Raw genomic sequence first — 13,016 nt, forward strand, 5'->3', positions numbered from 1 at the left:
ATGGGCTTTCTCGATATCCGCAACGTCACCAAGGCCTATGGCAATGTCCAGGTGCTGCACGAGGTGGACATTGAAGTGGAGGAAGGCGAGTTCCTGGTGCTCGTCGGCCCCTCGGGCTGCGGCAAGTCCACGCTGCTCAACATGATCGCCGGGCTCGAGTCGATCACCTCCGGCGACATCGCCATCCGCGGCCGGCCGATGAACGGCGTGCATCCGTCCAAGCGAAACATCGCCATGGTGTTCCAGAGCTATGCGCTCTACCCCAACATGACGGTGGCGCAGAACATCACCTTCGGCCTCGAGATGCATGGCGTGCCGAAGTCCGAGCGTGACAAGGCACTGGCCGAGGTGGCGAAGCTCCTGCAGATCGACCATCTGCTGGCGAGGAAGCCCGGCCAGCTGTCGGGCGGCCAGCGCCAGCGCGTCGCCATGGGCCGTGCCCTGGTGCGCAACCCGGACGTCTTCCTGTTCGACGAGCCGCTGTCCAACCTCGATGCCAAGCTGCGCGTCGACATGCGTACCGAAATCAAGAAGCTGCACCAGAAGCTCAAGACCACCATCGTCTATGTGACGCATGACCAGATCGAGGCGATGACGCTCTCGACCCGCATCGCCGTCATGTTCAAGGGCTATGTGCAGCAGCTCGGCACGCCGAAGGAGATCTACGACCAGCCCGCCAATCTCTTCGTCGCCACCTTCATGGGCTCGCCCGCCATGAACATCCTGCCCGCCACGGTGGTGACGGAGAATGGCGCCGCCCATGCCGAGATAACCGATGCGGAGGGCGCGCCACGGCGGCTGCGCTTCAGCCAGCAGGCCATGGCGCAATGGGCAGGCCGCAAGGTGCTGCTCGGCATCAGGCCCGAGGCCATCACCGACCCGGAAGGGGCTGACCGCAAGTCCGGCAACATCCAGCAGCTCCGGAACCGCGTGACAGTGACGGAGCCTGCCGGCTCCGACACCTTCGTCACTATGACGCTGTCGGGCAAGGACGTGATCGCGCGCATGCGGGCGGATGCCAATGTCGTGCCGGCGCAGGTCTTCGACTTCGCCATCAACATGGACAAGGCCGTCGCCTTCGATCCGGAAACCGAGGCCCGGATACTGGCATGACAGCGCCGGACGTCATCATCATCGGCTCCGGCATGGGCGGGGCGACGCTCGCCGCGGCGCTCGCGCCCACGGGCCGCCGCATCCTCATCCTCGAGCGCGGCGATCGCTTACGTCCCGGTGCGGCCGACCGCGACGACGAAGCGATCTTCGGGCGCGGCCATTTCCGGCCGGACGAGGAATGGCTCGACGGCAATGGCGTGGCCTTCAACCCCGGCAACTACTATCACGTGGGCGGCAATTCCAAGTTCTATGGCGCGGTGCTGATCCGCTACCGGGCGGAGGACTTCCGCCCCATCCGCCACCTGGGCGGCATGACGGCAGGCTGGCCGCTCTCCTATGACGAAGTCGAACCCTTCTACCAGCATGCGGAAGAGCTGTTCCAAGTGCGCGGGCGGCTGGGCGAGGACCCCACCGAGCCGCCGCATTCCGGCGCCTATCCCTTTCCCCCGGTGCCGGACGAGCCGCCCATCGCCGACCTGCGCCGGCGCCTCAAGGCCGTGGGCCTGCATCCGTCGTCACTGCCGCTGGCGGTTGATCTACCGCGCTGGCTTGGGGCTGGCCGCACCACGTGGGATGCCTTCCCCGACACCTGCGGCGGCAAGCTCGATGCCGAGACGGCGGCGCTGGCCGCAGCGCTGAAGCACCCGAACGTCACGCTCCTCACCAACACCCGCGCCACCCGGCTCGTCTGTGGCGCGGACAACCGGATCACCGCCGTGGAGGTCATGCGCGACGGAAAGGCTGAAAGCCTCCCGGCACCTGTCATCGCGCTGGCCGCAGGTGCGGTGCAGTCCGCGGTGCTGCTGCTCGGCTCGGCCGATGCGGCCCACCCGGCGGGGCTTGCCAATGGCTCGGGCCAGCTCGGGCGCAATTTCATGAACCACAACTGCTCTGCCGTGCTGGCGGTGCACCCGTTCCGCCGCAATGACTGCGTCTATCAGAAGACGCTGCAGGTGAATGACTTCTATTTCACCGGCGGCCCGGGCGGCGAGCCGCTGGGCAATATCCAGCTCCTCGGCAAGATCAGCGGCACGATCCTCGCCTCGGGTGCGCCGGTGCCGCGCCTGCTGGCGGGCTGGCTGGCGCGCCGCTCCATCGACCTCTATGCCATGTCGGAGGACCTCCCCAATCCCGAAAGCCGGGTGAGCCTCAAAGATGGCCGCATCGTGCTCGACTGGAAGCGCTCCAACTGGCAGACGCATGAGCTGCTGGTGGCCAAGCTGAAGGACGTGCTGCGCAAGGCGGGCTTTCCGCTCGTGCTGTCCCGCGCCTTCGACCGGCGCACGCCCAGCCACCAGTGCGGCACGGCGCGCATGGGGCACGATCCGCGCCACAGCGTGGTCGATCCCTTCTGCCGCGCCCATGAGCACCCGAACCTCTTCATCACCGATGCATCGGTGCTGCCCACCTCGTCAGCCGTCAACCCGTCGCTCACCGTCGCGGCGCTGGCCCTGCGCGCAGGCCGCCACATCGCGGAGCGGGAGCTCGCGGCATGAGCGGTGTGGCCCTCATCACCGGCGGCCAGCAGGGCATCGGCCTTGGCATTGCCCGCGCGCTCGTCAGCGCCGGTTTCCGTGTTGCGCTTGCCGCCGAGCGTGAGCCCGATGCGCCTGAGGTGACTGCGGCCCTGTCCGAACTCGGGCCCCGGGCCTCCTATTTCACCCATGATGTGCGCAACGTCGATGCGGTGCCCACACTGCTCGATACGGTCACGGCGCAACTCGGCCCCGTCACCACGCTCGTCTCCAATGCCGGCGTGCCCGCAAGGATCCGCGGCGACATGCTGGCGCTGAGCCCGGAGAATTTCGACCACGTGATGGACATCAACCTGCGCGGCGGCTTCTTCCTCGCCCAGCAGGTGGCACTGCGCATGCTGCAGGCGCCGCCGGAACCCTATCGCGCGCTGATCTTCATCACCTCCGTCAGCGCCGCCATGGCCTCGGTGGAGCGGGCGGAATACTGCATCTCCAAGGCGGGGGCCGCGATGATGACGCAGCTTTTCGCGCTGCGCCTGGCGGGCGAGGGCATCGGCGTCTTCGAGATCCGCCCGGGCATCATCGCCACGCCGATGACGGCGGGCGTGCGCGAGGCCTATGGCCAGCGCATCGCCGGCGGCCTGGTTCCGGCGGGGCGCTGGGGCGAGCCTGCCGATGTGGGCGCCGTGGCGGTGCCCATGGCCACAGGCCAGATGGCTTTCGCCACGGGCGCCGTCGTCCCGGTGGATGGCGGCCTCTCCCTGGCGCGCTTGTGACGAGGCTTCGATGAACGGGATTTATGATTACGTGATCGTGGGGGGCGGCTCGGCAGGCTCGGTCCTCGCGGCGCGCCTGTCGGAAGACAGCGCGACGCGCGTGCTGCTGCTCGAGGCAGGCCCGCGTGACTGGCACCCCTTCTATCACATCCCCGCCGGCTTCGCGAAAATGACCAAGGGCATCGGCAGCTGGGGCTGGCACACCGTGCCGCAGCGCCACATGAACAACATGGTCATCCGCTACACGCAGGCCCGCGTGCTGGGCGGCGGCTCCACCATCAATGCCCAGATCTACACCCGCGGCAATGCGCTGGATTACGACGAGTGGCGCCAGGCCGGCTGCACCGGCTGGTCCTACGAGGATGTGCTGCCCTATTTCCGCAAGGCGGAAGACAATGACAGCTTCGACAACCGCTATCACGGCAAGGGCGGCCCATTGGGGGTAAGCCGCCCGGCCGCCCCGCTGCCCATCTGCGAGGCCTATTTCGCCGCCGCGGCCGAACTCGGCATTCCCCGCAACCCGGACATGACGGGCGAGCGGCAGGACGGTGTGGGCTACTACCAGCTCACCCAGCGCAACGTGCGCCGCTCCTCCGCCTCGATTGCCTATCTGAACCCCGCGCGCTCCCGGCCCAACCTGACCATGCGCACGGCTGCGCAGGTGCTGCGCATCGTGGTGGAGAAGGGCAGGGCGGTGGGCGTCGAGACGGCAGCCGACGGCCTCATCCGGGCGGAGCGCGAGGTCATCCTCTCCTCCGGTGCCATCGGCAGCCCGCGCCTCCTGATGCTCTCAGGCATCGGGCCCGCCGATCACCTGCGCAGTCTCGGCTTGCCTGTGGTGTTGGACCAGCCGGAAGTGGGCGCCAACCTGCAGGACCACATCGACCTCTTCGTCATCGCCGAATGCACCGGTCCCCACACCTATGACCGCTACGCGAAGCCCCTGTGGTCGGCGCTGGCGGGCGTGCAGTATCTGCTCACCCGCAAGGGCCCGGTGGCGTCGAGCCTCTTCGAAACCGGCGGCTTCTGGTATGCCGATCCCAACGCCCGCTCGCCTGACATCCAGCTGCATCTGGGCTTGGGCTCCGGCATCGAGGCGGGCGTGGCCGCCATGCCCGATGGCGGCGTCACCCTCAACTCCGCCTATCTGCGCCCGCGTTCGCGTGGCAGCGTGCGGCTCGCCTCCGCTGATCCGCTGGCGGCTCCGCTGATCGATCCCAATTACTGGACTGACCCGCATGACCGCGAGATGTCGATCCGTGGCCTCAAGCTGGCGCAGGAGATCATGCGCCAGGACGCGCTCAAGCCCTTCGTCAAGGCGGAGCGCCTGCCGGGACCGGAGGTGAAGACCGAGCAGGATTATGTCGACTATGCCTGCCGCCATGCCAAGACCGACCATCACCCCGCCGGCACCTGCCGCATGGGGGCGGATCCCGCCGCGGTGGTCGACCCCACGCTGCGCTTCAACGGCATCGCGGCGCTGCGGGTGGTCGATGCCTCGATCATGCCCACGGTCGTATCCTCGAACACCAATGCCGCCACCATCATGATCGCGGAAAAGGCCGCGGACATGATCCGCGCCAGCCACGGGACCTGACCCATGCTCACGCTGCCCACCGACGACCACCGCCTCGAACCCTACCGCCTGCGCGGTGCGCCGCTGGTGCCGCGCGCGCCAAGGATCCCGCTCACCCGCACGGCCTTTGCCGCCGCCCATGTCGTGTCGGACCCGCTCAGCGAGCGCAACCCGTGGGACACGCGCCCCGCGGTGGACTGGGATGCGACACTCGCCTTCCGCATCGGCTTGTGGGACCAGGGCCTGGGCCTCGCCGAGGCGATGGACACCGCCCAGCGCGGCATGGGCGTCGACTGGCTGACCGCGAAGGAACTGATCGAGCGCACCATGAGAGCGGCCAAGGCGCACCCGATGAAGCCGCGCGTTGCCTGCGGCGCGGGCACCGATCACGTGCCGCTGTCGGACCTGCGTGACGCCGCGGCCATCACCGCTGCCTATGAAACGCAGGCGGAAGCGATCGAGGCGGCGGGCGGCCAGCTCATCCTCATGGCGAGCCGCGCCTTCCCCGCCATCGCCGCGTCACCTGAAACCTATGCCGCGGTCTACCGCCGGCTCATCGACGGCGCGCGGGAGCCCGTGATCCTGCACTGGCTGGGCGACATGTTCGACCCTGCGCTGAAGGGCTATTGGGGCTCCGGAAATGTCGAGGCCGCGTCGGACGTCGTGCTGGACCTCATCGCCGCCAATCCGTCGAAGGTCGACGGCATCAAGATCTCGCTGCTCGACCAGGCGCATGAGGAGGCCTTCCGTGCGCGGCTACCCGCCGGCGTCAGGCTCTACACCGGCGATGACTTCAACTACGCGGATCTCATCGCCGGTGACGGCCGGCACCACTCGCACGCGCTGCTCGGCATCTTCGCGGCCATCGCACCCGCCGCATCCCAGGCGCTGGAGGCGCTGGCCCGCAACGACATGGCGACCTACCACGCGCTGCTCGCCCCCACCGTGCCGCTGTCACGCGAGATCTTCCGTGCGCCCACCCGCTTCTACAAGGCGGGGATCGCCTTCCTGTCATGGCTCAACGGCTATCAGAGGCACTTCATCATGCCGGCCGGCTTCCAGTCGAGCCGCGACATCACGCATTATGCCGCGGTGTTCCGCCTCGCCGATGCCGCAGGGCTGTTGACGAAGCCCGATCTCGCGGTAGAGAGGATGAAGACCCTTCTCGCCCTGCACGGAATCGACTGACCGAATCGCCATGGACCGCAGACCCACCATCATCGACGTGGCGCGCGAGGCGGGGGTTTCCAAGTCGACGGTGAGCCTCGTGCTGCAGAACAGCCCCAGCGTGCGCGCCGAGACGCGCGCCGAGGTGCGTGCCGCGATGGCGCGCCTCGGCTATGTCTACAACCGTTCCGCCGCCATGATGCGCTCGTCCAGCGCGGGCCTCATCGGCCTCGTCATCAATGACCTGCGCAATCCCTTCTTCACCGAGTTCGCAACCTCGCTGCAGATGGCGCTGTCGGCGCGCGGTTTCGCCACGGTCATCGCCAACACCGATGAAAGCCCGGACCTGCAGGTGCAGGTGATCTCCGCCATGCTCGAGCATGGCGTCTCGGCGCTCATCATTTCGCCAGCCTATGGCGACGGCGACACGGCCTTCGAGATGATCGAGCGTGCCGGCGTTCCCGCCATGCAGGTGCTGCGCAAGGTGAACCCCCGCACGGAGCGCTTTCCCTTCGCCGCACCGGACTACATGGCGGGTGGACTTCTCGCCGCGCGCCACCTCCTGGCTGAAGGCTGCCGCCGCATTGCCTTCGTCGGCGGCATGTCCGACCGGGGCGTGACGCAGGAGCGCATGGCGGGCTATCTCTCGGAGCTGGACCGGGCGGGGCTCGAGCCCTTTGCCCTCCATGGCCGCGCGACGCGCGCCTTCGGCCGCGAAGCCGCACGGCAGCTCCTCGCCCGGCAGCCCCGCCTGGATGGCGCCATCTGCTTCAATGACATGGTCGCCCTGGGCATGATGTCCGGATTTGCGGAAGCCGGGCACACCGTGGGCAGCGCCTTCCGGATCGTGGGCTTCGACAATATCGAGGAGGCGGCGCAGGCCTATCCGTCCCTGACGTCAATCGGTTGCGGCATCGCGGATTTCGGCGTGCGCATCGCCGCCACCGTTCTCGGCTGGCTGCAGGACGGAACCGTGCCGCCACCGGAACTCCGCACGCCCGTCGAATTGCTGGTGCGCCGCTCGAGCGGTCTGACGCAGGCCTGAGAGGGGCTGCGCGCCCCGGCAACACCCGGCCCCCTGCCGTGGGCTGTGTGAATGCCTCACCTGCCCGAAACGGCGCGGTCCACGAAGGCCAGGATCCGGCTTTCCATGTAGGGGTAGAAGGGGTTCCAGTGCTGCCGCGTCATGGCGCTGTCGGGAATCTCCAGCCGGCCCTTCTCGCCCCGCAGCACGGCGCGCCCGAGGTTGAGGCTGTTGAGCCGGGTGGCCCGCCCGTCCCCGTAGAGAGGGTCCTCTGGCGGGAAAGGCAGCGCAATATGGGCGAGGGAGTAGACGTCCCTGGGCCAGCTCAGCCCCGTGTCCTCGGTCGTGACGGCATCAGCCATCGGCAGGCGCCGACGCACCACGGCCGCCAGGTCCTGCGGGGTGCGGTTGGTCAGGATGCTCACGGTGTAGCGGTGCGGCGGCCCGGCCAGCGCGGTGTCGAAGCCGGCGGGCTGGATGACGAGGCCCTCGGTTTCGAACACCCTGTTGACGTCGAAGAGCACGAGTTCCGCGTCATCCGACTCGAGACGGTCGAACAGTTCGCGCTTGACGGCCGTCGCGGTGACCGTCGCATCCGCTTCGGACTGGAAGGCGAGAATGGGCGGAACTTCCTTGAGGCGCCCGGCCGCCGCCACTGCGCTGATCTGCGCCTGCACCAGTTGCGTCATGCGGTAGGCCTGTGCCCCGGCATTGACGGCAAAGGAGTTGTATTTGAAGGGATCGAATTCGGCCTCGATCGAATCCCATGCGAGTTCTGCGGTACCCAGGATCTCGCCGATCCAGGCCTGCCAGCTCGCCAGAGCCGCAACCGGTGAAATGCCGACCTCGGGCGAGATCAGCACCAGCGCCGCAGGCCGCTCCGCACGTCCGGCATTGATCGCCGCGAAAGTGTGGTGAAGTGCCAGCGCCGCGCCATTCGAGTAGCCGACGATGATGACCGGCTTGCCCGGCAGCTCCCGATGGAGGTGGGCCATGGCCAGCGCCACCGCCGCATTCATGTCTTCCGCGGTTGTCAGCCGCAGGCCGCTGGGGGCCGTCCCATGTCCCGGAATGCGCAGGCCGAGGACCTGCCCGCCCCTTGCATGGAGCGCTTCGCCGAGGGCGCGCAGGCTGTAGGGGCTGTCGGAATAGCCGTGCAGCAGGAGCACGCCAAAGCGGGCATCGTGCACAGTCCACTCGAAGCTGCGGTTCCAGTTCACCGGCCACTGCGCCGGGTCGGACCTGCTGCCCGCGCTGAAGCGGTTGAACCTTGTCCGCGCGGCCGCCGGAACGCGCTGGATGATCTCCGCGTCGAGCTGCCGGAACAGGGCGTCCTCGCGCGCGAGGTACTGCTGCCAGTCCGTCACGCCCGCGCCTGCCGTGAACTCGTCGCTGAGCAGGGTCTCATGCCAGATGCTGAGCGCGGGCCGATAGGAGATGTAGATGGCCGCGGCGGCGGCGAGCGAAATGCACGCCCCCATCAGCATCAGCAGGACGGGCACTCCCACTCTCACCCAAATATGGCGCAGCAACGGCCAATCTCCATGTTCCATGCCCGCCTCCACGCGAAGCACGACGGCGCGATCCCCGGACGTCGCAACCCGCCACGTGCGACCCGCAACCTGGCGTCTTTATCCGGCTTCGGCGCAGGCAGCAAAGCGCATCGGCGACGACGTGCCCCGCAAATCGGAACGGTGATGAGCTTTCTCCTGCGCCCGGAGCATGCCGTCCCGGCACGATCCGGGAAGTGCGATTCCTGGAAAGCCCGCGATTGACTCTGCGCCAAGCATGGGGCGACACTGTTTTGCAAGGCCGGCGATCAAGACACGGCGACACACAGGAGAGGGAACAAATGAGCGAATTAAGTGGCTGGAAGTCAAGGATTTTAGCCGTCACCGCGGTGGTGGCGATGGCGTTGGCGCCGCTGCCGGCCAAGGCGGTGGAATCCAACGATCCGATCAAGATCGCGTTGTTCGACTGGACCAGCGTGAACCTCAATGCCCGAATTCTGGGCGATATTCTCGAGAAGCTGGGCTACACCGTCGAGTATCCGACGGGCGATTACCTGTCCTCGCTGACCACCGGCCTCACCAATGGCGACATCACGGTCGGCATGGAATACTGGGATACCACGGCTGGCGAAGCCATGAAGGCATCCGATGCCACCGGCCAGACCGAGAAGCTCGGCATGCTCGGCCCCAAGGCCAAGGAGGAGTGGTGGTATCCGCTCTACATGAAGGAGAAATGCCCCGGCCTTCCCAACTGGGAGGCGCTGAAGGACCCGAAATGCGCCGAGGCCTTCTCCACCCCGGAGACGGCCCCCAACGGGCGCTACCTGGGCGGCCCGGTGACCTGGGAAGGCTTCGACGACGAACGCGTCGTCGCCCTCAACCTGCCCTTCACCGTCATCCATGCCGGCACCGATGCGGCGATGTTCGCGGAACTCGACTCCGCCTACCAGCGCAAGGCGCCGATCATGCTGTGGATCTATTCGCCGCACTGGGCCCCCGCCAAGTATGAAGGCGAGTGGGTGCAGTTCCCGGAATACTCGCCTGAGTGCTACAGCGATCCCAAGGCCGGCGTGAACCCCGACAAGGCCTATGACTGCGGCAAGCCGCATGGCGAGATCTGGAAATATGCCTGGGGCGGCATGAAGGACAAGTGGCCCGTCGCCTACAAGGTCGCCAAGAACTACCAGATCGACACCAACGAGCTGAATGCCATGTCGGGCCAGGTCGATCTCGACGGCAAGACCATCGAGGAGGTCGCCGCAGCCTGGGTCGCTGCCAACGAGCCCAAGTGGAGGGCCTGGGCGCAGTGATGCGCGCCAGGCGTCGTGCATGAACAACACGGCCTCGGGCGCGGCGCCGCCGCGCCCGGTCAAACTCTCCTGCCACGGGCTGTGGAAGGTGTTTGGCCCCAATGCAGCACAGTTCCTTGCCGCCCATGGCGGCAAGGTCACCTCTGCCGATCTCGAAAGGGCCCACATGGTGGGGGCCGTCCGCAACGCCTCGATCGAGGTGCGCGAGGGCGAGACCTTCATCATCATGGGACTGTCGGGGTCCGGCAAGTCGACGCTGGTACGCTGCCTGTCACGGCTGATCGAGCCGACGATGGGAGAGCTCACCGTCGACGGCCAGGACCTGCTGACCATGACGGAAGCGGAACTGATCGACATCAGGCGCCACAAGATGGGCATGGTGTTCCAGCACTTCGCGTTGCTCCCGCACCTCAACGTGCTCGACAACGTCGCCTTTCCGCTGATGATCCAGGGCGTCGCCCGCAAGGCGCGCGAAGAGCGCGCCATGCAGATGATCGAGCTCGTCAGCCTCAAGGGCCGCGAGCGCCGCTTCCCGGCCGAGCTTTCGGGCGGCCAGCAGCAGCGCGTGGGCATCGCCCGATCGCTCGCCGTCGAGCCCGAGATCTGGTTCCTCGATGAACCCTTCTCGGCCCTCGACCCGCTGATCCGCCGCGAGATGCAGGCCGAGCTCATCCGCCTGCAGAACGTGCTGAAGAAGACCATCATCTTCATCACCCACGACTTCGACGAGGCGATCCGCCTCGCCGACCGCATCGCCATCATGAAGGATGGCGAGATCATCCAGATCGGCAGGCCGGAGGACCTGGTGAGTAACCCGGCAACCGACTACGTCGCCAAGTTCACCCAGGACGTCAATCGTGCGCGGGTGCTGTCGGCGGGCGGCATCATGCGGCAAAGCTCGCCGGCAGCCGCGTCGCTGCGGCGCGTGCAGGCAGCCCAGAAGGTCGAGAGCTTCGCCGCCGAGATCGTCGAGTCGGCCCAGCCCTTCGCCGTCGAGGACGCGGCCGGCAGGATCGTGGGCGAGGTCATGCCGCGCGACGTGCTCGACGTGCTCACCGGCAGGGGACGGGAGCCGTTGCGTGACTGACGTGACCGCGAGCCGCCCGCCCGTCACCCGCAAGGCTGAGGACGCCGGCCGCTACCTGGTGCTGCTCGCGGTGGCGGCGGCGGTGGCGATCTTCCTGGCCCGCGACGTGGTGCCGTCGCTCACCACCTATCCCGATGCCGCCATCATCCCGTTCAAGGACTGGATCGGCGCCGTGATGAACTGGATGAAGGTGAACCTCACCTGGTTCACCCGCTCGCTCGCCGCCATCATGGACGTGCCGCTGCGCTTCGCCTTCAACCTCCTGGCCAAGGGCTTCAAGCTTGGCAGCGGACCCGAGGCCACCGTGCTGCCGCGCCTCTCCTGGGCGGGCGTGGTGGCGGTGATGGGCTGGCTCGGCTACATCAATGGCGGCTGGCGGCTGGCGCTGCTGTGCGGCGGCGGCTTCTTCGCGCTCGCCCTGTTCGGCGTATGGGACAACGCCATGCTGACGCTGGCGCTGATCGTCATCTGCGTGCCGTTCTGCGTCATCACCGGCCTGCTGGTCGGCATCTGGAGCTATCGCTCGCCGCGCTTCAACAACTGGCTGATCACGCCTGCGCTCGACCTGATGCAGACCATCCCGACCTTCGCCTATCTCATCCCCATGCTGCTGCTGTATGGCTCGAGCCCGGTGTCGGCGCTGCTGGCGACCGGCCTCTTCGCCACCCCGCCCATGGTGCGCGCCACCCTGCTGGGGCTGAACAAGGTGCCCTCCGAGATCCAGGATTTCGCCGACATGGCGGGCTGCACCCGGCGGCAGAAGCTGTGGCGCGTGCTCATTCCCTCTGCCAAGCCGTCGCTGATGATCGGCGTGAACCAGGTCATCATGCTGGCCCTCAACATGGTGATCATCTCGTCGATGATCGGTGCCGGCGGGCTGGGCTACGACGTGCTGCTGGCGCTGCGGGCCCTGAAGATCGGCCAGGCGATGGAGGCGGGCCTCGCCATCGTCATCATCGCCATCGTGCTTGACCGGCTGAGCCAGGCCATTGCCCACCGCCAGCCCGCCATCGCGGCGCGGGAAGGAACCTGGGCGCGCCACGGCAACCTCATCATCGCACTGGGGCTGCTGGCGGTCACCACGCTGCTGGCCCTGGTGATCCCGGCCCTTGCCGACTTCCCCAAGTCGCTCACCCTCACCACCGCACCCTGGTGGAAGGCGGGGGTCGACTGGCTCACCCTGCACCTGTTCGATGCCATCGAGGCGCTGCGCGTCTTCGTGCTGCTCCACTTCCTGAACCCGATGCGCGCCGGCTTCGAGGCGCTGCCGTGGTTCGGCGTGCTGCTGGTCGTCGTGGCGCTCGGCTGGCGGCTGGGCGGCTGGCGGCTGGCGCTGCTGGTCGCCGCGCTCGGCTTCTTCGCCGCCGCCTCGGGCCTGTGGGTCCCGGCCATGCAGACGCTCTACCTCGCGGGGGCCGCAACGCTGGTGGCCTGCGTCATCGGAATCCCGCTCGGCGTCTGGTCATCGCGCAGCGACCGTGTCCAGTCCGTCGTGCTGCCCATCATCGACACGCTGCAGACCATACCGATGTTCTGCATCATCATCCCGGTCGTCATGCTGTTCCGCGTCGGCGACGTGACGGCGCTGATCGCCACGGTGGCCTTCGCCATCGTGCCGGCGGTGCGCTATACCGACCACGGCCTGAGGCAGGTTCCCTATCAGCTCGTCGAGGCGGGGCAGGTGGCCGGCTGCACGCGCTGGCAGCTGTTCCGCCACGTGCAGCTGCCAGTCGCCATGCCGGAGATCCTTCTCGGCATCAACCAGGCCATCCTGCTGGCCCTCTCCATGATCATCATCTGTGCCATGGTCGGCACGCGCGACCTCGGCCAGGAAATCTTCAAGGCGCTGGCCAAGGCGGATTCGGGCCGCGGCATCGTCGCCGGGCTGGTGATCGCCTTCATCGGCATCATCGCCGACCGCCTGATCTCCGCCTGGGTGAACAAGCGGAAAATGCGGAGCGGCATGGGATGATGGCC

The 13,016-nt window shown here is 67.5% G+C and carries 10 protein-coding genes; 9 read left to right on the top strand and 1 reads right to left on the bottom strand.

The features are described 5' to 3' along the window. The 6 genes from DK847_RS18720 to DK847_RS18745 are packed head-to-tail and all read left to right on the top strand — an operon-like array spanning position 1 to position 7,152. Positions 1-1,113, top strand: coding sequence for an ABC transporter ATP-binding protein (locus DK847_RS18720; protein ID WP_111200073.1), 1,113 nt, complete (start codon positions 1-3; stop codon positions 1,111-1,113). Then, positions 1,110-2,609 carry an FAD-dependent oxidoreductase gene (locus tag DK847_RS18725; RefSeq protein WP_111200074.1) on the top strand — a complete coding sequence of 500 codons (1,500 nt, stop codon included), beginning with the start codon at positions 1,110-1,112 and terminating at the stop codon, positions 2,607-2,609. Before DK847_RS18720 ends, DK847_RS18725 begins: the two co-directional genes overlap by 4 nt. Continuing rightward, positions 2,606-3,364, top strand: coding sequence for a 3-ketoacyl-ACP reductase (locus DK847_RS18730; protein ID WP_111200075.1), 759 nt, complete (start codon positions 2,606-2,608; stop codon positions 3,362-3,364). The genes DK847_RS18725 and DK847_RS18730 overlap by 4 nt, the downstream gene beginning before the upstream one ends. Positions 3,365-3,374: 10 nt before the next feature. After that, positions 3,375-4,961 (top strand): GMC family oxidoreductase, encoded by a 1,587-nt coding sequence (locus DK847_RS18735; RefSeq protein ID WP_111200076.1) that lies wholly within the window; start codon positions 3,375-3,377, stop codon positions 4,959-4,961. 3 nt (positions 4,962-4,964) lie between these two features. Continuing rightward, positions 4,965-6,128, top strand: a complete 1,164-nt coding sequence (locus DK847_RS18740) for a dihydrodipicolinate synthase family protein (protein WP_111200077.1) — start codon at positions 4,965-4,967, stop codon at positions 6,126-6,128. Positions 6,129-6,138: 10 nt separating this feature from the next. Next, the gene (locus DK847_RS18745) at positions 6,139-7,152 is read left to right on the top strand and encodes a LacI family DNA-binding transcriptional regulator (RefSeq protein WP_111200078.1); all 1,014 of its coding nucleotides are present in this window, start codon (positions 6,139-6,141) and stop codon (positions 7,150-7,152) included. Between the two features lie 56 nt (positions 7,153-7,208). On the opposite strand, the gene DK847_RS18750 is transcribed toward DK847_RS18745, so the two are convergent. Beyond that, the gene (locus tag DK847_RS18750; RefSeq protein ID WP_161957374.1) at positions 7,209-8,633 is read right to left on the bottom strand and encodes an alpha/beta hydrolase; all 1,425 of its coding nucleotides are present in this window, start codon (positions 8,631-8,633) and stop codon (positions 7,209-7,211) included. Between the two features lie 407 nt (positions 8,634-9,040). Here DK847_RS18750 and DK847_RS18755 point away from each other — a divergent pair, with 407 nt between their 5' ends. From DK847_RS18755 to DK847_RS18765, 3 genes are read left to right on the top strand one after another with little or no spacing between them, the layout of a single operon-like run. After that, positions 9,041-9,952, top strand: a complete 912-nt coding sequence (locus DK847_RS18755; RefSeq protein WP_245414678.1) for an ABC transporter substrate-binding protein — start codon at positions 9,041-9,043, stop codon at positions 9,950-9,952. Between the two features lie 19 nt (positions 9,953-9,971). Then, positions 9,972-11,039, top strand: coding sequence for a quaternary amine ABC transporter ATP-binding protein (locus DK847_RS18760; RefSeq protein WP_111200081.1), 1,068 nt, complete (start codon positions 9,972-9,974; stop codon positions 11,037-11,039). Next, entirely contained in the window at positions 11,032-13,011 is a 1,980-nt protein-coding gene (locus tag DK847_RS18765) for an ABC transporter permease (protein ID WP_245414675.1), read from the top strand. The genes DK847_RS18760 and DK847_RS18765 overlap by 8 nt, the downstream gene beginning before the upstream one ends. Positions 13,012-13,016: the final 5 nt, after the last annotated feature.

The sequence above is a fragment of the Aestuariivirga litoralis genome, from assembly GCF_003234965.1.
Classification (GTDB): Bacteria; Pseudomonadota; Alphaproteobacteria; order Rhizobiales; family Aestuariivirgaceae; genus Aestuariivirga; species Aestuariivirga litoralis.